The 22,511-nt window shown below is 45.3% G+C and carries 20 protein-coding genes; 15 read left to right on the top strand and 5 right to left on the bottom strand.

From position 1 onward, the window contains the following. Positions 1 to 5 precede the first annotated feature (5 nt). Genes ACE5KN_RS28520 through ACE5KN_RS28500 form a run of 5 tightly spaced genes read left to right on the top strand, consistent with a single transcriptional unit; the run spans position 6 to position 5,240 of the window. Positions 6 to 971: a conjugal transfer protein TrbL family protein gene (locus tag ACE5KN_RS28520; RefSeq protein WP_375533270.1), complete on the top strand. Its 966-nt coding sequence runs from the start codon at positions 6 to 8 to the stop codon at positions 969 to 971. Continuing rightward, complete coding sequence (locus ACE5KN_RS28515; protein ID WP_375533269.1) at positions 968 to 1,294, top strand: hypothetical protein; 327 nt, start codon at positions 968 to 970, stop codon at positions 1,292 to 1,294. The genes ACE5KN_RS28520 and ACE5KN_RS28515 overlap by 4 nt, the downstream gene beginning before the upstream one ends. Then, on the top strand, positions 1,266 to 3,635 hold the full coding sequence (locus tag ACE5KN_RS28510) for a VirB4 family type IV secretion system protein (RefSeq protein ID WP_375533268.1): 2,370 nt from the start codon (positions 1,266 to 1,268) through the stop codon (positions 3,633 to 3,635). The genes ACE5KN_RS28515 and ACE5KN_RS28510 overlap by 29 nt, the downstream gene beginning before the upstream one ends. Continuing rightward, on the top strand, positions 3,632 to 4,645 hold the full coding sequence (locus ACE5KN_RS28505; protein ID WP_375533267.1) for a M23 family metallopeptidase: 1,014 nt from the start codon (positions 3,632 to 3,634) through the stop codon (positions 4,643 to 4,645). The genes ACE5KN_RS28510 and ACE5KN_RS28505 overlap by 4 nt, the downstream gene beginning before the upstream one ends. 1 nt (position 4,646) lies before the next feature. Then, positions 4,647 to 5,240, top strand: a complete 594-nt coding sequence (locus tag ACE5KN_RS28500; protein ID WP_375533266.1) for a hypothetical protein — start codon at positions 4,647 to 4,649, stop codon at positions 5,238 to 5,240. A 37-nt stretch (positions 5,241 to 5,277) separates the two neighbouring features. Here ACE5KN_RS28500 and ACE5KN_RS28495 read toward each other — a convergent pair whose 3' ends face one another. Continuing rightward, the gene (locus ACE5KN_RS28495; RefSeq protein WP_375533265.1) at positions 5,278 to 5,928 is read right to left on the bottom strand and encodes a hypothetical protein; all 651 of its coding nucleotides are present in this window, start codon (positions 5,926 to 5,928) and stop codon (positions 5,278 to 5,280) included. A 562-nt stretch (positions 5,929 to 6,490) separates the two neighbouring features. Between ACE5KN_RS28495 and ACE5KN_RS28490 the strand changes: the two genes are divergently transcribed. Then, complete coding sequence (locus tag ACE5KN_RS28490) at positions 6,491 to 6,889, top strand: hypothetical protein (RefSeq protein ID WP_375533264.1); 399 nt, start codon at positions 6,491 to 6,493, stop codon at positions 6,887 to 6,889. Continuing rightward, positions 6,870 to 8,207 carry an FtsZ/tubulin family protein gene (locus tag ACE5KN_RS28485; RefSeq protein ID WP_375533263.1) on the top strand — a complete coding sequence of 446 codons (1,338 nt, stop codon included), beginning with the start codon at positions 6,870 to 6,872 and terminating at the stop codon, positions 8,205 to 8,207. Before ACE5KN_RS28490 ends, ACE5KN_RS28485 begins: the two co-directional genes overlap by 20 nt. Positions 8,208 to 8,594: 387 nt before the next feature. Here the strand turns inward: ACE5KN_RS28485 and ACE5KN_RS28480 are convergent, their stop codons facing one another. The 3 genes from ACE5KN_RS28480 to ACE5KN_RS28470 form a co-directional block, all read right to left on the bottom strand. Beyond that, positions 8,595 to 8,792, bottom strand: coding sequence for a hypothetical protein (locus ACE5KN_RS28480; protein ID WP_375533262.1), 198 nt, complete (start codon positions 8,790 to 8,792; stop codon positions 8,595 to 8,597). 6 nt (positions 8,793 to 8,798) lie between these two features. Then, positions 8,799 to 8,924: a hypothetical protein gene (locus ACE5KN_RS28475; RefSeq protein ID WP_375533261.1), complete on the bottom strand. Its 126-nt coding sequence runs from the start codon at positions 8,922 to 8,924 to the stop codon at positions 8,799 to 8,801. Between the two features lie 765 nt (positions 8,925 to 9,689). Further along, positions 9,690 to 9,941 (bottom strand): hypothetical protein, encoded by a 252-nt coding sequence (locus ACE5KN_RS28470; RefSeq protein WP_375533260.1) that lies wholly within the window; start codon positions 9,939 to 9,941, stop codon positions 9,690 to 9,692. Between the two features lie 424 nt (positions 9,942 to 10,365). Between ACE5KN_RS28470 and mobQ the strand changes: the two genes are divergently transcribed. Both mobQ and ACE5KN_RS28460 read left to right on the top strand, forming a co-directional pair. After that, entirely contained in the window at positions 10,366 to 11,973 is a 1,608-nt protein-coding gene (mobQ, locus tag ACE5KN_RS28465; protein WP_375533307.1) for a MobQ family relaxase, read from the top strand. 33 nt (positions 11,974 to 12,006) lie between these two features. Further along, positions 12,007 to 13,854 carry a VirD4-like conjugal transfer protein, CD1115 family gene (locus tag ACE5KN_RS28460; protein WP_375533259.1) on the top strand — a complete coding sequence of 616 codons (1,848 nt, stop codon included), beginning with the start codon at positions 12,007 to 12,009 and terminating at the stop codon, positions 13,852 to 13,854. A 26-nt stretch (positions 13,855 to 13,880) separates the two neighbouring features. On the opposite strand, the gene ACE5KN_RS28455 is transcribed toward ACE5KN_RS28460, so the two are convergent. Next, positions 13,881 to 14,135 carry a hypothetical protein gene (locus ACE5KN_RS28455; RefSeq protein ID WP_375533258.1) on the bottom strand — a complete coding sequence of 85 codons (255 nt, stop codon included), beginning with the start codon at positions 14,133 to 14,135 and terminating at the stop codon, positions 13,881 to 13,883. A 187-nt stretch (positions 14,136 to 14,322) separates the two neighbouring features. Here ACE5KN_RS28455 and ACE5KN_RS28450 point away from each other — a divergent pair, with 187 nt between their 5' ends. From ACE5KN_RS28450 to ACE5KN_RS28425, 6 genes are read left to right on the top strand one after another with little or no spacing between them, the layout of a single operon-like run. Then, complete coding sequence (locus ACE5KN_RS28450) at positions 14,323 to 15,714, top strand: hypothetical protein (protein WP_375533257.1); 1,392 nt, start codon at positions 14,323 to 14,325, stop codon at positions 15,712 to 15,714. Between the two features lie 20 nt (positions 15,715 to 15,734). Then, positions 15,735 to 16,856, top strand: coding sequence for an SAF domain-containing protein (locus tag ACE5KN_RS28445; protein WP_375533256.1), 1,122 nt, complete (start codon positions 15,735 to 15,737; stop codon positions 16,854 to 16,856). Positions 16,857 to 16,877: 21 nt separating this feature from the next. Then, positions 16,878 to 17,684, top strand: a complete 807-nt coding sequence (locus ACE5KN_RS28440) for a hypothetical protein (RefSeq protein WP_375533255.1) — start codon at positions 16,878 to 16,880, stop codon at positions 17,682 to 17,684. A gap of 5 nt (positions 17,685 to 17,689) precedes the next feature. Then, positions 17,690 to 18,520, top strand: coding sequence for a hypothetical protein (locus ACE5KN_RS28435; protein WP_375533254.1), 831 nt, complete (start codon positions 17,690 to 17,692; stop codon positions 18,518 to 18,520). After that, positions 18,520 to 20,391 (top strand): P-loop NTPase family protein, encoded by a 1,872-nt coding sequence (locus ACE5KN_RS28430; RefSeq protein ID WP_375533253.1) that lies wholly within the window; start codon positions 18,520 to 18,522, stop codon positions 20,389 to 20,391. The genes ACE5KN_RS28435 and ACE5KN_RS28430 overlap by 1 nt, the downstream gene beginning before the upstream one ends. Next, positions 20,388 to 22,463, top strand: a complete 2,076-nt coding sequence (locus ACE5KN_RS28425) for a hypothetical protein (RefSeq protein ID WP_375533252.1) — start codon at positions 20,388 to 20,390, stop codon at positions 22,461 to 22,463. The genes ACE5KN_RS28430 and ACE5KN_RS28425 overlap by 4 nt, the downstream gene beginning before the upstream one ends. Positions 22,464 to 22,511 lie beyond the last annotated feature (48 nt).

Below are 22,511 nucleotides of genomic sequence, written 5' to 3'. Positions count from 1 at the left end.
TTCCTATGAAAAAAAATCGAATATATAAGGTGCTCGCAGTCTTTCCGTTGCTTCTATGTGGTCTATTTTTATTGTTTCCGGACAAAACATATGCCCTTGGTTTGGGTGACATTCTCGTAGAGATGTTTGTGACACCGCTAAGGGAAGGAACGCAGGATTTGATCACAAACGGCTTGGCGGGGATTGCGAATTTTATCTCGACCCCGACGGATCTAGGAAATCTGGCTTTTGTTAGAAACTCGATTTCAACTGCGAAGTATATTGCTCTGTCACTATTGACTCTCAATGTTTTGAAAGAAATCATCAAATCTATGATAGACGAAGGATATGGCCAAGGCGGCAAGCCGATGGATCTACTTGCTGGACAAGCAATTAAGGCCGTGGCCATGATATATCTTTCCCAGTGGGTCCTGCAGGATGTCCTGCTTGCAGCAAATAATGCCTTGCTTCCTGTAGTGGCTAAAATTGATAATACAACCTTGGCGTATACAGAAGGTGCGAGTTCCAGGATGGCTGGTGACTTGGTACATGGGATTTTAGCCGGTATTGACAGCGTAGGCATTCTAATCATGAGGCTTTTCTTCCTCATCATTCTTGGTTTTGGCTTTATTATTTTGACCGTCACTGGTGGCATTCGTCTGGCACAGCTTGCAATTCTGGCTGTGATTGGTCCATTTCTGGCCGTTTCGCTGGTAGACAAGGGTGAATCGTTCAATACCTGGATCCGGGAAGCGGTTGCTGTGGTTTTTACTCAACTCTTGCAGGTTTGGCTGCTTGGATATCTAATAGCAACCATACAGAGAGCGCATTTTTGGGACTTGATGACGGCGATGGGAATCCTTGCTGTTATGATCGCGGGCCCAACTGTCATCAAACAGTATATTCACAGCACGGGTACCGGCGGAGCTGTAGTCGGAGCCGGTCGAACTGTTGCCTACCGCTTAATGATTAAGGGGGCTATGAGCCGATGAGCGAGAATGGCCAACAATTTGAGTATAAGATTCCCCGTAATGTGAAGGCACGTTTTGAGCTATTTGGGTTGACTGGTCCGAAGTTCTTAATCTGGCTGCCGTTTTTAGCGGTCGCTTTTGTTGTCTTCAAGCTTCTTTCTGGTCCGCCATCCATCGTTATTCCCATTGTATTTGGCGGTCTAAGCTACTGGTGTATTACTTATGAAATTGAGGGGGAAACCGTGCTTGAAACCATTCAGAATCGGATAAAGGATTCCTTTACACCGAGGATACATCTGTGGGAGGAAAACAATCATGTTCGGTTTTACGAAGAAGAAAACTAAGGAGAATGCATCCAAAGAATCTGTCCAGTCCGTCATGCCATATAAAAAAGTTGAGGAGTTCACGAAGCTGAAAGATGGCTTCTACCGGGCTTGCCTGAAGATCACCCCGATCAACCAGGATAATCTTATGGATGATGAGCTGCGCGACATTGTAGAACAGCTGCAGGAAATTATGAACTCTGACCCAGGGGCTCTGCAGATTAAAGTCTCGTCAGAACCGATGAATATGGATAAATACCAGGAGTACATCGATGAGACTGCAGAGGCTTCCAATAACGCATATTTCCTGGAGCGTATTCAGAACTATAAAGAGTATACTCAACAGCGAAAGAACAACAGTAAAAACCAAAAACGGTTTTATATTATTCTGAAAAGCAACTACAACGATGCTGAACTGGCCAAAGAAGAGCTGAAGAATAAAATTTCAATCATCCAAGAGAAGCTCTCTGCAAAGGATATGAAAGCAGTACAGCTCAATGAAAGTGCTTATAAGGACTTGCTGTATCGGAAAATGAATCCGAACACATCGCAGGAACAACCATTTGAAGAATCAATGCAAGATCATGATATTCTGCCTGCCTACATCCATTACAAGCCCGATCAGAATTATACTGAAGTGGACGGCATGTATTACCGGTATTTTGTCATCACGTACTACCCTGCCGGCATGAAAAAAGCAGGCTGGTTCAAAAATATCATCAATTCCAAAGGAAATGTGGAGCTGGACATTTTTGCGGTTCCCGGGGACCCCTCGGATATTGAAAAAGGAATCTCCAACTCCATCGGCAACCTGGAAGCTCGCTTGGAGGAGGCATTGCCGGCGTATCGCCGTTCGAAATACAATCGGGAGAAACGGAGCCAGGAAGAGCTCCTTGAAGAAATTCAGGATAACGCCTCTTTTGAAGTGACCGTTATGGTCACCATTTATGAGAAAAGTTTGGAGGAATTAGAGCGGGCCACTAAGCGAATTATCTCGCAAATTCGTTCAAATCGTATGCGCTCGAAAACCTTGAATCACCGTTATCTGGATCCGTATTTCTTGGCACTGCCGGTATGTTACAATAGCGCGCTTCTGAAAAAATTCTACTGGCTGCTGCATAGTCGCATTATTGCTTCCATAATGCCCTTTGACGCAAGCGAGATCACCTCTCAGACCGGCGTCGTCTGGGGCTACAACCCCGATAATGAGTCATTTATCATCATTGACCGTTATGATCGGCAGAAGAATAACAACGGCAACGGTGTCACTTTCGGAGGCTCGGGTTCTGGTAAAACCTACATGATTTCAACAGAGCTTGACCGAAATATTGTGATGAACAATGTGGACCGCGCAGTGGTTATTGATCCGGAGCGGGAATATCGATTCCCATATGGCCGTCGAATTAATTTTGAGGTTGGGGGTAAAGATTGCACCAATCCGTTTCATTTCAGATCCACGATTCTGGACGAGGATGATGAGAATAAGGATGGCGTATCCCATGCCGGTCGATACATGCTCCGGAAAACATCTGACCTGGTATCATGGACACGTTGGATCTATCCGGATATGAGTCCGGAAGAAGCTTCCCTTGTCAGCCGAGTAGTTCGTGAATCATTCAGGCATCATGGACTCGTGGAAACCGTAGAAGATCTGCCAAGTGGGTATGAGCCTCCTACACTTTCGACATTCGAACGTTTCGCATTGAAAGAGCCCAAATTGGAGACGGTCTTGAACATTATGGACCCGCATATACACGGCGAATATAAGAGTCTATTCAATGGCCAAACCACCTGGGATTTGAATAATAAACTTACAGTCCTGGATATATACAACTTGCAAGAGGAAGTGCAGCGTCCTATCTATGACCTGCTATTCAAAGACGTTTGGTCTGATTTTAAGCGCGACCGAAATGAACGAACAGGCCTCTATGCCGATGAAGCTCACCGCTTAGTGAACAAACGGGAAATACAGACACTCGTCAATATTGTGAACTTTTATAAACGGTTCCGAAAATACAATGCCTATATTGAAATCATCACTCAGAATATTGATGATATCCTGGCTGTAGGACAAGAATATGCCGCACAGATTCTGGCCAACAGCAGCTTTAAGAGATATCTGCACATGAAGAAGAGTGACATCGAGGCGCTTCAGAAGATTGAAAACCTCAGCGAGAAGGAACTGTCTGTTATCAGAAAGCGGAGTAGCCGCGGCCGGGGCGTCATTATTGCTGAGGATCAAAGAGCATTCATCCAGTCCGAGGCCAGTCTGGATCAACTGGCATTCATTGATCCTAAAACATATAAAGAGATCATGGCCATTGACAAGGATGACGACGATTTTGAAGGTGAAATCGCGTGAAGCTTTGGCTCATAAAAAAGGGCGTAGCGTTCCTGGCCAAGCATTGGAAGAAAATTCTCCTTATCTGCGCAGGGTTGATCCTCCTCTTGATTGCTGGAATCGGCCTTCTATTCACATCTGTGGTTGGTGGCGTAATTACGCCTTTAACCTTCGGAGGAGCTGAAGATCGTCAACTTTACGAAGGTTATGTCAATGTCGAGCAAATGGAAGGTGTAGATTGGCCCGATATGGCTGCGTATGATGCCCTTATGACCCAGGGTACTTTTGAAGGTGTAACCGAAGAGAAAACCCTGACTATCACTGCGAAGAAATTCATTTATTATGTTGTTGTTTGTCAAAAGGGTGGCGGGTGCCGTAAGGAGAAAAGATATTACACTCTTGAAGAGGTTCTTCAAAAAGAAGGCATTGAAGAAAAAGATATAGAATACGCTGAGTGGATAAAACAGAACATCACCGAGTTTCTGCCCGATGCCCCTCGGGTTCCTGGTACTCCATCTGATGGATCCGGATCTCCGGGTTCACCAGGAACAGGTACGGGAGATGACGATGAAGAGTATGTACCAATTGATCCTGAGATTATTGAGGACAACGTGTTCATCTGGCCAGTCCCGAGTACCGGAAGGATTACCTCTCCTTATGGTTATCGTGTTCACCCGGTAACTGGTGAGAGAAAACTGCATGCAGGACTGGATATATCGAACCGCAAATCAGGAAGCACTGTAGTAGCTTCGTCAAAGGGCGTCGTCTATCAGGTGCGCAGCGCCTCGGACGGTAATGCCTGCGGCAATTGGATAAAGCTGAAGCATGATGATGGATACACTACTCGCTATTGTCATTTAAGTCGTGTGGATGTGAATCCTGGAGAGAAAGTCAAAGCGGGTGAAAAGATTGGCGCGATTGGAGCAACCGGTCGGGTGACCGGCCCACACTTGCATTTTGAGGTTGGTTTTAACGGAGCAACGGTCGATCCAATGCCATATATTGAAAAGACACGGCCTGGAGGGCGGTAGTATGAAGTTTATTAAACCCATAGCGTACTTGGCCGCCTTTGCCTTGGCCATCTGTTTGGGGGAAATTCTTACCTCTTTGCACATCGGGGATCGAATCACATCATTGACCAAGGAACAGCCGAGTGAACCACGTCCGGAAACCTATATCAATACGGATAACTTTAATCTAAATCGTTCAGCTGAAGAAACTGACGCGGTGATAGATTCCCGTGAGGTTGTTCTGGACCCGCAGGAGACAATATGGAACTTCCTCGGCTTTGCGAAATCCAATCAATATGACCTGCTTGTCAGTTTCTTTGATCCAGATGTTATGACAGACTATTTCTACAAGGATTACAACACGATTTCTGATTATAACAAAAAATTGGGTACGTTCGGAGATACGCTCACACGTTACGGCAAGCTCTCCTCCTTCCACCTGCAGAATGAAACTGCAAACGGGAACGAAATCAAGCTATATATCCTGCTTATCTATATGGACTCAGTTGAAATTCCGGTTTCAGTTACAATGCGGTCGAATGAGGATGAGCATGGCCATAAAGAGTATATGATTGTAACACCCGTGGAAGATCTCCTGAAACAGCTTCATGAGTAATTAAAAGGCAGCGATCCCCCCATGGAGACGCTGCCTTTTAATTATCAAGCTCGTAGGCTTTTCGTAATCGATCATCAAAATGTTCTAATTCATACTGAGCTATAAATTTTTCTCGTTTAACGCTGTCCTCCTCTTTACGGAACAGACCAGTCTTAATAATTCTTTCGGATGCCGGCAGTTTCCCCCACTCTTCCAGTGCTTCAATTCTGAGCGTGGTCCGGATCCGATTCAGAGTAATTCTGTCAGTGATATCTTTTTGGCGGGATTCTAGGGCACGTACGGCATTGGCCTCAGTAATTTCTTTTACCTTCTGGGTAAACTTGTCCTCTTGCAGCTGCAGCACATATTCGAGTTCTTGACGCATCATGGTGGCCACTTGATTAACCAACTCTGTAGACAATTCTGCGCCTTCCTTAAAGTCATCAGGGAATGGTCGGAGTTCGATGTCAGGCTCTTTCGGCAGCTGCGAGAATATTGCATCTAGGGACCATTTGTCATTCCGTTTAGCCTTGATGTACACACCGATCTTTAAGTCCAGCTTGTCATATACCCTTTTTCCATCTAGTGCTCTGGAGACGTAGTGAATTCTATTTTTCTCAAGAACATTGAACCAATGGTTTACGGTCGTAAAGTGGCTTTCTAGCATACGAGCAAATTCTGTGATCTGCCAAAAACTATTTTCTTCCAAAAGGCTCACTCCTTTCAAGAATAGTTGATGGCTAATAACAAACCTAGACCTAACTTATGAATTGTAGTCAATGAATAGCCACTTGTGTAGAAGTAATTAATTATTCCTTGCTTAGTTATATACCAAAAGTTTATGAATAGTCTACCTACTTGGGGGCTATTTCTATTAATTGTCATGGCACTAGTTGTTCGAAAGCCGATAATCTATGAGTAGATTAGCAAGGGTAATTTATTGCTAATCCAAAATTATGGACATATTGATATTTCATTAATTGATAGATTAGCATATAGGTTATTGATAACTAATGGTTTCGTTGAAAAATCCCTTGTTATCAATGGGTTTATAGTCAATGAATAATAGCTAATGTATGACTAATTGATGATTTATTAATGAATACTCATGTTGTTATGTTGATGAGTAGTCTCTATTGATAAATCGAGGTAAAAAGTGGTATACTGTTTTTAGTATCACTATGATACTAAAAGTTACATAATGATGCGAAATGATACACAATTCTACACGATAATGTACTCAAATGTAGAAAAAGAGGAAGGAGGCCAACATGTCGGACAATTCTGGATTCATCAGTATTGATGAGATCTGCAGAAAGATCATGAAAGGCACAGTCCTGGATATCTTTTATATTATTCAGGAACATGAATACGTGTTTAAAAGCGAGATTATGCGCCGATTTGTAGAGTTTGACGAGGATCCTGAAGCAAAGGAGAATAAGTATCGCTTTGTGGTTCAAGAAGGCATTGCGATGCTAGAAGGTGCTCTTTTTATTGACTCTCATAGATCTGGCAAGAAGGATTGCTACTATTTAACACCATATGGGCTGCAGGCACGGGATATCGTCGCTGAGCTCATAGAGGGAACGCCAGCAATACTATTTGATAGCAAAATTACAAAAACCATTATGGAACAGGGGGCAGCAATTAATGGAACTGGTGAAAATTGACGGTGTATGGCCTTTAGAAGGGTTTGTTACCCAGAAAAACGCTGGGGTCGGTTTGAAGATGGGGGTTATTGGTTTGGGGCAGGGGGGCTCCAAGATTGCTGATGCCTTTGCTGGAATAAAAAATCCTCGAAATAACCAGCAAGTCTATCCTTGTATCGCGGTTAACTCCAACCTGGGCGATATGAGTAGCCTACGAAATATACCGAATCGCTTGCGCTTTCCACTAAAGGGATATGAACAGGGCGTGGGTAAAAACCCTGACATCGGTAGACAAGCATTTGAGGAAAATGGGGCAGAGATCTTCGAGGCCATCGGGGAATTGATGAGTGGATGTGAACTCATTTTTGTAATTAATTCTATGGGTGGAGGTACCGGTACTGGCTCAGTAAATGTTCTGGTCGATGCTATCGCAGATTTCCTTGGTATTCCTGCTGGGAGCATTACAACACTTCCATTGCCGAATGAGGTAGAAAGCATAAACGCATACAACGCCATGGCGGAGCTGGTTCCTAAGCTCTCAGAAATACGGAGAGACGGGGAGAACAGGGAGTATCGAGTACTAGAATCCCTTATTGTGTTGGATAATGAAAAAATCGTAAAAGAGCATATCGAGGATCCAGAGGTCAAGGGCCTAACGTGGGATTTTTATTCCAATTATAAGGTTGCGAGCATCTTGCACGAATGGAGTGTCCTTACCACGTTGGAGAGCCAATTAACAGTAGATGCTGCGGATCTCATGAATCACATTCTTCGCGCCGGGGGAGTGATCACGTTTGCAAAGAAAAAGATTAACCTGGAGCAAGTCACCAATGACGATGATCTGTTGGCCGAAATCATCAGCACATATAAAGGTAAGAACGTTTTGGCGAATGGATTTGACTATGCTAATGATATGCGAAGCATGGCTCTGGTCGTCGTTATGCCTAAAAAGTGGACTCATCGACTGAATCAAGATACCTTGGAGCGGATCCGGACTAAGATGAAGGACGAGCTGCCAGATATCAACTTCTACCCTGGGTCAGTAACACATAACAGTGATAAACACGCGATCGTTTATACGATGGCCAATATGGCTGGTCTTCCTGAACGGGCTAAGAACCTGCGGGAGGAGGCTGAGCAGCTGAAGCAATTACGGGAAGAGAGAGAACGTAAAGCTTCTGGATTTAACATGGGTGCGAAGCTTGAGACATCATCCCGCCCAGCAACAAGACGAGGGCCAGCGGGTGCTAATCCTTTTGCTAAGCAGGCTGCTGCAGCATCGGAGAGCCAAGCCCCTGCGCAGTCTTCCACAAAACCATTCAATCCTTTTAGAAAATAGATATTTCAATGGACGGCTAAGCCGTCCATTTTTTTTATCTTCGGCAGGTATGACGTCCGGTGGCAGGCGAGCCAACGCATGTTGCCCGTCTGGCCGGTCGCCAGTGCTTCGTGGGTGGAACCGAAACGCTGGCACTGTGCAGCCGGCGCGAAGCGTTCACTTGGATGTACCGGTGCTCGGTAGTCTCATCACAAACAGCGACGGACAGTATGGCCTGGCCGTGCTGACGATGGTGAGGGTATAGTCCGGACTCGGCGACTATTATGGAGAATTGAACATATGAGGAGGCGTTGGAGGTCAGGAGTGTTCCGAGGTTGCCGTAGACGAAGGGCAGGGGGCTGAACACCATGCCTGGAGGCGTTGCCCTGCCATATCGGTCTGGTTCTGCTAGGATGTCACATAGTCGTCGTCCAGCAGGAGGCTAAGTGGACAGATAGTCAGGAATGGGGTTCTGGGGCGTATATTGGCGTACTGCTGATACGGTGCGAGAATGGCTTTCCCGATCGTCGTTGCTTTTCGAGACGCTGTTGTCGTGTACGTCATCAGCTGTCCGTTCGACCGCCGCGACCACACGGGTCTGGACAACGTGCTTTATCCTACCGTGGCTGCAGTCCAGGTAAGCAGCGCTGACAATGCCCGCCCGATCCGGCCACCTTGCGTCCAATGGGAGGCAGTGCCGATTCTATACATGGAGTTCTCGGGTCGTTGTCCAACCACCGTACGCGGGCGTCCGGAGGCTTCTTGGAGACAAGGTAGTGGGTGAGTGGAGTAGCATATACAAATACCCTGAGCAGGATGATCGGCAGGATGATTACCGTCCTGCCTTGCGGGGAAGATCGGGGGAGTACGGACCGTCAGGGGTCAACCACGTGTCATGGAATGTGTGTGTCGGGGTGAACTCTCCTGGTATGTCGGCGTTCGTGTACGCGCCACGACCGAAGGCGATAAATTGTCGGCGTGTCGCCGGTGGCCCTGTACCACATCCGACGAGAAGAGTCCGTCGTTCTCCAACATGTTCCGAACGTCTCGCGAGAGACCGGGGGGATCGGCCAGGCGTGTTGGCCTGAGTGCCGAACTAGGGGGCGCAGTAACTCGTGGCAGGAGCCGCGTGGATGAGCGCATCTTGTCTAGATAACCTCAAAGTTTTTATTTAAAGTATCACTATGTATCTATGTGTTACTTTTAGATACATAGTGATACTTTTTTTTAGATTCCTTAAATGAAGGTAAATTGAGGAATATGAACACAAATAGGCTCCATAAGGCAGTTTCTTCATTGGTATCTATATGTATCTTATCGATACTAAATGTTACATAATGATACATTCTTTCTGCTAATCGTTTGATCTTGTTGTAGTGATGAAGATGAGGAACCTTTTCTTTCGTGAATAGAACTAAGAGGCTTTAATGCTTACATGCTCAAACTAAAGTGAGTCAGTGCCATGGGTTCCAAACCGAAATACGATATTGAGCAAATATATTTCTAACTCCCCATCCCCTCTGTATCCATCTTCAGCTTTAGCTTCTTAGCCAATGCCTCGGCCTCGTCAAATGTTTGAGTTTCGAAATACTTTTCAAACATGGCACCAACTTGAATTAATCGTCTTGTCCTTGCCTTGCGCTCTTGTTGAGATACTTGAGATTTTATTTTTTGTTGACGTGCTTTTAGCTGCTTCACTTTTTCTTCTATCTCAATCAGCTTTTGCTCCGGCGTTTTCCGCTTCTGTGTACCCACTTATTTTCCTCCTTTCGTCATCACGTAGTATATCATACCTAGAACTAATGTAGGAAAATAGTACTTCTCACAATTGGGGTATTGTGGTATTATGGTCCCACGGACATGAGCGAAGCGATATGTCCGAAGGGCGCACTTATACATTGCTCTGCAATGTGTGCGGCAAAGGTTTCACCTTTGCAATCCGAAAAGCATTCGATTTGAGAAAATCAAAATGCGCTTGCGCTGTTTTGCTTTCTCTCAAATCGACGAATCAAAGTTTCACTATGATTCGAAACCCAGAAGGCATTTCAGTGCATTCGATTTTGCAACATATTGAAACTAGCTTGACGCATTTTCAATTTTGCAAATCGACGATTCGCATATCAATCATTTGGCGAATCGAAAACCATTTTTAGTTCAAACTGCATAGAGGAAAGGAGGAATTGCGCTGGCGATTTATCACTTATCGGCGCAAGTTATTTCACGTTCCGATGGACGTTCTGCCGTAGCTGCAGCTGCCTATCGGGCTGGCGAGAAGCTATTCGACGAGCGTTTGGGACAAGTACATAACTTTGAAAAGAAGCGGGTAGCTGCTCGTCATATCATGGCTCCTGCTGATGCGCCAGAGTGGGTGTATAATCGCCAAGAACTATGGAATGCCGTGGAAACGGCTGAGAAGCGAAAGGATGCCCAAGTATGTCGCGAGATTGAGGTATCTCTTCCGGTCGAGCTTAGTTATGAGCAACAAGAGCAGCTGATCAAAGGGTTTTGCCAAGAGCAGTTTGTAGATCGTGGGATGATTGCTGATCTAGGTATCCATTTGAATGACCCTGGTAACCCGCATGTACATATCATGCTTACTACACGGGAAATTACTCCAGAGGGATTCGGCAAGAAAAACCGGGAATGGAACGATCGGGCTCTTCTGCAAACATGGCGAGAACAATGGTCCGTTCACGCAAACCGGGCTCTTGAACGTGCTGGGATTGATGAACGTATAGATCATCGGAGCTTTATTGACCAGGGCGTCACCGATCGGCTGCCTACCATTCATGAGGGGCCGATTTCGCGGGCTATAGAGCAAAGAGGCGTCGATACCGATCGCGGGGAAATTAATCGGCGGATTCGGGAGCATAATGCCCAAATCCTTTATCTGGAGAAATATCGCCGTGAAAAGGAAAGCCTTCAGCAAAAAATGCTGCTTCACCCAGAAGAACGCCGTTCGGTCTCTGATGCTGAACATGTTATTCAACAGCCTGTCGATTTACAGACAGTGCAGAAGAGTCTCGAACAGCTGAAGCAAAAGCTTGGTCAACTGGAGACCCAAGAAGGGCAGCTGCGCGCTAACCTGAAACCTTTTGAGCTGGGCGAGCTGTATTTTAAAAACCTCGAACAATGGGAGCGGAATCTTCAGGAAGCCAGCTCTTTTAAAAGCTTATTTAATAAGCAGGAGCGCGAAAGTCAAAGCTTCTTACAACGGAGAATAGCAGATACGAGAAATAAGCTCTATGAGCTAGGGTTTAAAGACCCTGACAAGTTTGAAGCACGTAAATCTAAAGTTCTGTCTTACACTCAGTCGCAACTTCAAGAGATTGCTAGTGCCAAAGAAAAACTGCTTGCAGAACGAGATGTGCTAGTTGAGGCTCAAAATGTGCTGAAACGTGCTGACATTGATAAAGTCAGGTCCATATATCCTGAATGGCCAGGTTCGAATCACCTCAGCTCCGATGAGGCTAGGGCTATATTAGACATCAATGAGAGATTCGGTAGGGTCATGCAGCCGGCTGAGATCGATGAGGCATATCAGCAAGCTAGAACCAGAGCAAATAATCAAATCGAATCGCCTGTATTCCAGGACCAAGGGAATAGCCTAAGTCCTTCTGAAATGGCAGGCGTTCATAAAGACCGTAATTTGGACCCTGCATTTGGCATCTTGAAGGAAGCCTTCCATGCAGTAGAACGTGCTAATAAAGCGGCTCAAAGACACGATGCTGAAAAGGAATGGCAAAACAAGAAGCGGAATCGCGATCGAGGAAGGTATGGAAGGTAATTCCCTCTCGTCCATTTAAAACGGGAGGATGAAATGCTTCTAAAATTGTATAAGGGATTCGGTACGTTACTCGGCCTTTTTCTGCTTTTCATAATCTATCCATTGATTAGCGGATTTGTATTCTCCTTGTTAAATAAAGAATTACCATTGAAGGATTTGTTTAACGATCCGTGGGTAACCGTTTTAGGATCTTATAACCTGCCAGGTTATTTCGTCGTTAACCCTATCAATGGGGGACTATGGTGTTTGTCAGCCTATACGGTTTATCGGATTATAAAATTACTAATTTCGGGCCGGATAAGCAAAAAAGATGAATTTGAACAAAAAGCAGAATACGGGTCTCATGGTACAAGCCGATGGCAAACAGCTGAAGAAATGCAGGAAGGGTACTACCAGACCAAAGAAGGCGTTATCGTCGGGGATGTGAAAGAGCGGGTGTACTTGCCGGGCAATCCGTATGCGGTTATACCAAACAACGGTCAGCAAAACTTAAACATAATCGCGTTTGGTCCGCCTGGCTCTGAAAAAACTACAGGTATCGTCTTGCCGAATATGCTTCATACCGGACTGAACCTTGGATACTCCATGGTGATAACGGATCCAAAAGGTGAGCTGTATTCATTGACTTCTCCTTTACTGAGAGAAAACGGGTACGAGATATATGTTCTCGATTTTCTTCATCTTAAACGTGGAAATCGAATCAATTTTGGCGACTACGTTTACGAAGATACGGACCTGATGAAAATTGCTGAGAGCTACGTCACTGGTGGTAACGTTGCAAAAGGGAGTAAAGGGAGCTCTGATCCGATTTGGGACGATGGAGAAAAGTCTTTGCTTGCAGCGCTTATCGGTTTTGTAAAACAAGTTTACAAAGACATGCCTCAAAAGCAGTCGTTTGAGCAAATTGCTAGAATTGTCAATACTGAATTTCAAGATGAAGAGAGCTATCAGTATTTATTTAAACGCAACGGAGTAACCGGTACCGCCGAGTTTTTATTCAACAATTTCTTGATGGCCAAAGACAAAGTACGGGACGGCATCCTGTTCGGATTGGCTACAAAACTTACATTGTTTGGTATTCCAGGTGTGCAACAATTAACTAGTCACAGTGATTTCAACATTGAAGATCTAGGCAGAAAAAAAATTGCACTCTATCTTTTGGTCAGTGACTCAGACAAGACATTCGCTCCGCTTGTCACGGTGCTCTGGAGTATCTTGTTCAACGCGATCTACAAGGTACGCCTAACAGAGCCAAATTCCAAGGTACCGGTGCTGTGCCTTATGGACGAGCTGGCCAATATAGGTCGGATCGGTGGTCTTCAGGAGAAATTGGGTACGATGCGCAGCCGGCACATTTACCCGGTCATGATCTGGCAGTCGCTGCCTCAGCTCAAGGATCGTTACCCACAAGATGCATGGGAAGACGTTATCTCTATGTGCGATACTCGACTCCTCTTGGCAGCGAATGATCAGGTTACAAAAAAGTACTTCTCAGAAGAACTTGGAAAAACCACGATCAAGACCGAGAGTGGGAGTACCAGTATCAAGAGGGAAGAGGTTATACAAAACGGAGAAAGCCAAAGTACATCTTACTCTGGCCGTCCGCTTCTATTTCCGGATGAAGTGGGGCGGATGCCTAAAGACAGCATCCTTGTGGTTGAAAAAGGGAAGTACCCGGCTATGCTTAAAAAATTGCAGTATCGTTACTGGGAAGAAAAATATCAGATATGTGTTCCTACCACATATAATGATATTCCACTACTAGGAGCGGATATCACACAACCGAATGTTTCAAGTGAGGAGAATTCTGAAGAGATGGTCTACGAGAAAGACGAGGATGAAAAGACTCAATTAGGGATTAATACAGATCCAGCGTCATAATTGATGAAGACATCTCTGGACGACAATTAATCTTTAATTATTAAGTTGACATAATCTCTCACTAACTCTTCAACGGAAATATTGCGGATCTTAGCTTGATATTCTAAATCCTTGATGCGATCTTTCAATCCTAAGCCTATTTGGAGTACGTAGAACATGTATTCGTAGTCTTTTAAGTCAAGGTCGATTGCGGTTTTCTTACTTTCTTTGTACAGATAGTCAGAACTATAAACTGACCATTTTCGTTCATTGCTAGGTCCCTTACTAGGAAATGAAGTCATGTACAGGCACTCCTTACCGATATAGTAACCTTAATTGTAACATTCGTTTACAAGGGCTTACTATAAATATATAGGCGTAAATACTCCATTCATAATATGGTGTAAAAACGCCTAAATTTTTTAAGAGTAAAAGACTATTAAGCGCTACGGGCTTTTTACTCTATTATCAATGGGGGAATTAACTTGAATGAGAATCCTGTTTTTAGTACAGAGTGACTTCACTCATCAGCACCTGCGCAGCCGGTTTGCTCAATTTGAAGTAGCTCCGTTCGCAGCAAATGAACGTGCTATTCGTATCGTACTCGGTAGTTTTGAGGCAGATGTTGCAGTGATTGACCCGGGGGCTCCTTGGGCATCCAGGATCGAGCAAACTCTGCATAACCTTGCGGTGAAGGTGGTTTATTTCGATGGAGATTTTCAAACCATCGACGAGGAAATCAGTAGGATAGCTGCTGATTTCGATGATGATGAATTTGAAGATGATCCTGAACCGGCAGACGAACCACCTGAAAAATTCACACCTACGATCAACACTGATAAATACGAGCTTGAGGTCATTGAACCGAAGGAAGAAGAGGGTAATCCTGTACCACCTTATATCCAGCAGCGCATGCTCCAGAAAGAGGGAGTAAGTCAATCCGAGATTACCCAAAGTGAGGAAGCACATCTTTTAAAAGAAAGTGACCAGCAGCTGGCACCGGTATCTGAAGCAGCACCAGAACCAATCAAACCACCACAGGAGCCTAAAGTTAAATCTAAAGATAAGGTTCATTTGCCTAAAATACCTTCGATACCAAAGATTTCACCGCCAAAGCTGCCAAAACTTAAAATTCCCAGCTTGCCGCAAATTAAGCTTCCTACGCCATCCATGACGGAGGTCGATCCAACGCAAGAGATTGATATGAGTCTGGTTGATGCGACGAGCCGGATTGTATATCAGGACAAAGTGGTCGGTACAGCCGTCATTGCCGTAATGGGCATATCACCTGGAGTCGGTACTACCCACACGGCCACACTCATTGCTAACTATCTGGCAAGGCATAAGGAGCGTGTGGCTTTGGTTGAAGCCTGTGACTCATATGCTTTTGCTAGAATAGAACGTCTTTATCATGCGGTTCCGGATGGGGCCATTCTTCAGACAGATCATTTTGAAGCGTTTGGCGTTCACTATTTTAAGTCTGGGGAGCAATTGGATCTTATCCAACTTTTTTCGGCGGGCTTTACCTTTATTGTTCTTGACCTTGGTAGTCACGATACATCGGAACATTTCAAAGAGTTTCTGAGAGCTGGAATACCGGTCCTTGTCGGAGCAGGCTCCGAGTGGAAGCATCAAGACATATACCGCTTCTGCCGGCAAAACAGAAAACGAAACCAACAGAACTGGAACATCGCCATCCCCTTAGTAGAAGACGAATCGATTAAAGACATAAAAAAGGGGATGGAGACCACTGTTAAGCAAATCGTAGCCATACCATATCATCCGGATCCGTTCAGCAAACAGTCGGATACAGATGAAAGTATGAAGAGGCTGCTACAGCTTCATGGTAAACGTAGAGGATTGTTCTTTGGCAAGAGATAACGTTGAAAAGGAGAGAAGATATGTCCAGAGTTCGATTGCGGCAAAAACAGATCGTGTTATCAGGTGCTGTAGGTGCCGTCACGATGCTGATTATATGCCTGACTATCGGTGTGCTTCTGTTTAAGAATTTTCAGACTGATTATTCGCAAGAAATAGCAGAGCTGGAGCAAGAGCTGGCCGATACACAGCAAATTCTAAACCAGGAAATGAAACAGGTGCCTGTGGTTGTTAAAGACCATAAAGCAGGGGATGCATTAGCGGAAACGGATATTCAACTCGTAAATATGCCAGTCGCTTCTGTACCTAAAAATGTATTGAATAAGGAAGATGTTGTCGGGAAGTATACCAAAATTGATCTTCCTAAAAACACCCCGATTACGGGCTCCATGCTGTTTGAAAATGGGGTCACCCCGAATGATTTGAGGAATCAGGAGTTTAAGTTGATCCAACTGCCGACAAAACTGGACCCTAACCAATTCGTTGATGTCCGGATCAAATTCCCGACTGGTGAAGATTACATTGTCCTTTCCAAGAAGAAAGTGAAGGACCTGGCCAATGGATTGGTTTCTTATGAAATGGACGAGCAAGAGATTCTGATGATGTCCAGTGCGATTGTGGATGCGTACATTAACGATGCAACGATTTACGCGCTCAGCTACGTCGATCCTTATATGCAGGATAAAGCGATTGTAACCTACCCGCCGAAGGATGAAGTTAAGCAGCTGATCAAATCGGATCCTAATATTGTGAAGGTGGCGACCGAGCAGCTGGAATCCAAAAAGAGAACAGTACTTGAGATGAATTTGTCAGAAATGTCTGAACAAGATCGCCTAAAATATAATGCCGGCATGGGTATTAACAATGGCGGGACGACGAGCTCCCCGTCCTCTGAAGGCACCGGGACAAGCTATACATCTGATCTTCCACCGGTAAAGGATGGAATGGTTACCGATCCAAATGCCTATGTAGAAGCTCAGGAGAGCAGCTCATCACCCCAAGTAGTTAACCCACCGTCTGAAGCAGCAGCGGATCAGGTTCCTCCACCAGAAGAACCAGAATCCGCAAAGGAGCCGGTAACCCCAGAAAAGGGTGGCGACAGTAATATCTATGGGGAACTGCCAAAGGATAGCGTTAACCCTTAATCGACCGTAGGAGGCGAAAAGTTGAAAACCCTACTTTTCATAGGGGCATGTGAAAAGACGGAGCTGCTTCTCTGGCTCGGGAAAATCCTTGCCTCAGCAGATCATAAAGTCCTGATTATAGATGCAACGGTTTTGCAGAAATATCGGTACTCTATACCCGATATAGGCGGCGACAACCTGGTGACTGAATACGACGATATGGATGTGGCCAGTGGGTTTGAGCATTCTTTTACCACTGGTACGACTATTCAGGACTCACTGGTGAAATTTTTTCTGAGAAAGAATGAGAACTTTTCAAGATATGACTTTGTTCTGATTGATGTGGATCATACAGAAACACTACAGCCGACTCTTCTACAGGCATGGGGGGAGGTTACAAAATATGTGCTTGTGACAAACAGCGAGAGATATACAATCCAAAGAAATGCCTTGCTGCTGGAAAAGCTGCTTCAGGAACGGAAAAAAACCGCGGGTAATAAAGGGACAGGCACCCAGCAGAAGACGGATGGCGCTGTAAAAATTATCGGAGAATCAGATCTGCAGATGGTCCGTATTCACTACCCGGCAATTGATCAGCAGGTTAGCGAAGAGTATGTGGAATCAACCATTGCTCATTTGTCCGTGGAGTTTGAGCAACAAGAGTTTGAGTTCTACTATGACGAACTGGACTATACCGTCAGTGTAAACATGCAGTATGAAAGTCGGCTTAAACTGAAGGGCCTGTCACGTAGCACCAGAAAGTCGCTTGCTTCCCTTTTGGAAGCTGTAACCGATCTGGATAGAGGCACCATCAAATCAGCAATTAGAAGCGCAGAGAAGGGAAGATAACGATTATGGCCATCATTTCTTTTTGGAGCCCGGATCATGGACGGGGCAATACATCAAATAGTGTAGCCATCGCCTCTATGATTGGGCTTGATTATGACATTCGGACACTCGTATCCCAAACACAGTTTTCAAGATCGACATTAGAAGACGCATTCCTAAAATCTAAGGAATTGCAGATGCGAAACTTCGTAAACTCTTCGACAACAGGCTTGGATGCGCTGGAACGACTATTAAAAACGAAACGTCTGGAGGCAAATAGCATCAATAATCATGCCATTTCACTTGAGCCCGGACGTTTAGACCTATTAACCGGCACAAGTAAATCTCCGGTTGAAGGCATCGAGCACATTTTTCCTGCCATTTTTGATGAAGCCAATCGTTATTATCAGTGCATTATTCTGGATATTCACAGTGGCAGCCAAAATACTGTATCCAATCAGCTTATTAAGAGCTCAGATCTTGTTGTAGTTAATCTCAGCCAGGACCTGAACTCTCTGGAACGATACGCCAGTCAGGAGCAATGGCCGTCCGGGCTGCAGGACAAGAGTAAGGTGGTTTTGCTGGGGCAGTACGATCCTCATTCGAAATATAATGCGACCAACATCAGGCGGAAATTCGGGATCAAGGAGCCGGTATTTACGATTCCATACAGCTCCGATTACCGAGATGCTTTCAATGATAAGGACGTGCTTGGCTGGTTCCGGCGTGCTCGCAACAGCGGCCGGCGCCATGGAAGCTACCTTTTCTTCCAGGAAGTCAGGAAGGCTACGAAGGAGATGCTATCACAGATCGGAGTTAACACCGACATCAAGCGTATTGAGAGGGGCGTTTCCTGATGCTTTTAATTTGGAATGGCATCGGGATCGGAATTCTTTTAATCGCTCTACTTGTATACCTGATCTATAAAATGAGAAATCCGATCGCTGTCCCGAGAGAGAAAAAAATATCTGAGGATCTGGAGCGGTACAGCATTAAGCAGATGACTCTGTATATAAAGAACAAATTTAATGATATGACCGGTTCCAACTTGTATGACCTGGCGCTGGATCTGGAGGATTTTAATCGGCAGAAGCATATGCGTACTGAGCTGAAAGCTGCGCTCAAAGGCTGCAACAGCGGCGACTTGTACGACAAGATGTATGTAAAGGATCTAATTTATGATCTGCTGGTTCGGGAATATGGCATGAATGAGCGTAATGTAAACTTTGTCCTTCCTTTTGAGGAGCCAGACACGCTCACCGTCCAGGATAAGTTCGAGATCCTGATGCAGTTATATAAGAAGAAACACGGATACAAGGCATTACCTAAAATGATTGAAGAGTATCGGCTGGACGAGCTGAAGTCGGTAATCGAAGATGGCCAAACAGAATCCTATATCATCACCGAGGCCGAGATTCAGAAAATCTACCGGGAAAAATCGAAGGGCGAACTGTCTTTCGAGGACAAAATGCAGGTCATTGTGCAGCGGATTTACCAGGGATTCAAAGGGTTTGGCGTTATAGACGAGATCCGTTACATGGAAATTGATGGTGTGTCGGGCGGCGTTTCCGGTGTTCCTGCTGCGATGCAGGACATCGAAGATGAGGAGCAGATGCTGAAGGCAATGCGTTTGCATTCCAAGCAGGACAATACCCACTCCGTATGGATTATGTACCGTGGTAAAACAATGCACATGTCCTTCTTGTCCTTCGGCAGCGAGCTGGAGCTGAAGCGGATCTGCCAATCCATCTACAAATGGAACAACCCTGGACAGTTAACCGAGCAGAACGGGTTTATAGTCAACGATATGAAGGATAATTCGCGGATCGTCGTCATGCGCCCGCCGTTTTCAGAATCGTGGGTGTTTTTCAACCGGAAATTCAATCTCACCTACACGGACCTGGAGAATTTCTTGAATCCCAAGGATCGGGGCTATTCCTTTAAAAATACGGAGTTGCCGATTCGCCTGGTTCCGCTGCTGATGAAGGGTGCCAGGGTAACCACGGTGACCGGTGACCAAGGTACCGGTAAATCCACCTTAATGATGGGTATGGCACGTTATATTGCCGGGTATTTGACGCTCAGGGTACAGGAAATGGCATTTGAGCTGCATTTGCGGAATCTGTTCCCGCAGCGAAACATTGTATCTATTCGGGAAACTGCGGATATTACAGGCCAAAAAGGGATGGATATTCAGAAGAAGACGGATGGTGCAGTTAATATCATTGGTGAGGCTGCTACCGCGGAACAAGTCACCTGGTTCCTTCAGGCCGGTACAGTCGCCAGCTTGTTCACCATCTTGTCGCACCATGCGAAGACATTTCAGGATCTTGTATTTTCCTTGCGAAATTCAACGCTGCAGACGGGGCTATTCCGGAATGAGTCAATTGCAGAGCAGCAGGTTGTCAGCGTATTGGATTTTGATATCCATCTGTTCAAGGATGCCGAAGGACGCAGATACATTGAACGGATTACAGAATGTGTGCCGCTGCTGGATAACGACATGTACCCGGAGGACCCTGAGAAAGCAGCCATTGAGTTTTACCGACGAATGACAGACCGTAAAACCTTCGAGGGCAGAGATATTGTGGTATTCCAGGATGGTGAATACATTGCCAAGCATCCGATCTCTGAGCAGCAGAAGGCCGAAATGATACGGCACATGAATGCGAAGGACCGGGCAGAATTTGAGGATCTGATCGCTACGTATTGGAAGGTGACGGCATGAACAGTTGGATGATTACCAGTATTTTCTTCGGACTGTTCCTTCTATTATTAATAGCTTTTGCCTTCACTATCTTCGTGAAGAACGCGGAAGGCAAAAAGAAAAATGATATTTTTGAAAAGCACTTTGGCAAACGGGCTAATCAGCATAGGTTAAACCTGGTTTACCAGAAATCATATGTTCTGTTCCAGCGGCTACCCTTACTTCGAAAATACATCTGGAATATCCGCAAACGGCTAGAAGTACTGGATTCATTCGATGAATACGCGATTCGCCGGCAGACGATGAGGATTGCTTTTATCACTTTGAGCTCCACCACTATTCTGGTTTTGCTGTTTTGCTTGATCAGCCGCGATTTATTCACGATTTTTTTCATACTCTTCGGTGCCGTAGTGCTCAATGGGGTGATGATCACCACTTTCGTAAACCGTGTCGAGGACCGGCTGCTGAAACAGTCTATCAAGCTGTACGAGGATACAAGGCATCAATTTCAACGCACCAAGAATGTAGAGGAGGCCATTTATGAAGCGAGTCTCACAGCGCCGCACGAGTCCGCACAGCATGGGGAGAGAATCTATGAAATCCTGACTGCAGATGATCAGCAAAAGGCATTGGATGTCTATTATGAGGTGGCTCCCAACAAGTATTATAAAATGTTCACCGGGTTCTCTTTTCTGGTATCTGAGTTCGGGGACCGGGTTGTCAGAAATTCGTCCATGTACCTCAGTGCGATCGCTAAGCTGATCCAAGACGTGAACTATGAGATTTTACGAAGAGAACGCTTGAATTATCTGCTCAAGGGTTTATCGACGATTGCGGTCCTTTCGGTACTCTTCATTAAACCGATCGAGCTTTGGGCAGAAGCCTATTTTCCAATCATGAGCGATTTTTATACCAGTAAGTTTGGATTCTTCATCAAGGTCTTCTTTTTTATTGTCGTATTGTTATGTTATGCGCTGATCAAGAAGCTGCTGGCCAATGACGAAGCCAGGTATGTAGCCAAATCCGAACGAGTTTTGTGGGAGAAGTTTCTGTATGCCAAGGTAACGCCGCTGCGCTTTGTTGTAGATCGGTTCGTACCAGCTGCGCACAAGAAATTTCACTTCCAACTGACGATCTTAATAAAGGATGCAAATTCTTATCTCACTATCGAGTGGTTGTATGTTCAGCGCATTTTACTCAGTCTGGTCATTTTTATAGGCTCAGTATCCATGTTCTTTTATATGCACTCGGTATCCGTTGATAACGTACTCCATGATCCATTACGGGGCACGGGGGTATTCGGAAAACTTGGACCTGATGAACTGGCAATCGCACAGCAAAACACTGATTTTGACCGCTCGGTCCTGACAAATTTGGATAATTCAACGGATGTTTCGCCGGAATCTCTGCTTGGGCTGGTCAGTACGTTGACCCAGACAAGTAAAAATGATCCGGCAACGATCTATACAGCAAACCGAATCTATCAAAAATATGTCGAGATTCAGAATGAATTTTTCAAATGGTGGGAGCTGCTGCTTTGCATGCTGCTGGCGATCACGGCGTACTATACGCCACTCTGGCTACTATATTTTCAGAAAAAAATTCGATATATGGAAATGCAGGATGAAGTGGACCAGTTCCATACGATTATTTCTATTCTGGCCCAGTTTGAACGGATGGATGTCGAAACCGTTCTGGAGTGGATGGAAAGATACAGCGTCATCTTCAAAGACCCAATTAAGAACTGCCTGAATAATTACAGCAGTGGCCAGGAAGAAGCCCTTGAGATTTTGGGTGAGGATGTATCATTCGAACCATTTGGCAGGATTGTTGAAAAACTGAGGCTGGCGGTCGAGAAGATCCCCCTGCTGCAGGCGTTTGACGATCTGGAATTAACCAAGGAATATTACGCAGAGAGACGCAAGGAATACTTTAGCCGGCTGATTGAACTCAAAGCATTTTGGGGGAGAATCTTCGGCTTGGCGCCGTCCATGTATTTGATCTTCCTATATCTGGTTGTTCCGATGCTCTATCTCAGTATCACCCAGGCTGGGGCATCGTTTGAGCAAATACAGAGCGTTTCCGGGAGGTGATACCAAGTGTCCTACTTGCGCGGGCCTTAAAACGACCGGTATGCACCT

The organism is Paenibacillus terreus, from assembly GCF_042138595.1.
GTDB classification, from domain to species: Bacteria; Bacillota; Bacilli; order Paenibacillales; family Paenibacillaceae; genus Paenibacillus; species Paenibacillus terreus.
This window is presented reverse-complemented; position numbering and strand designations above follow the sequence as displayed.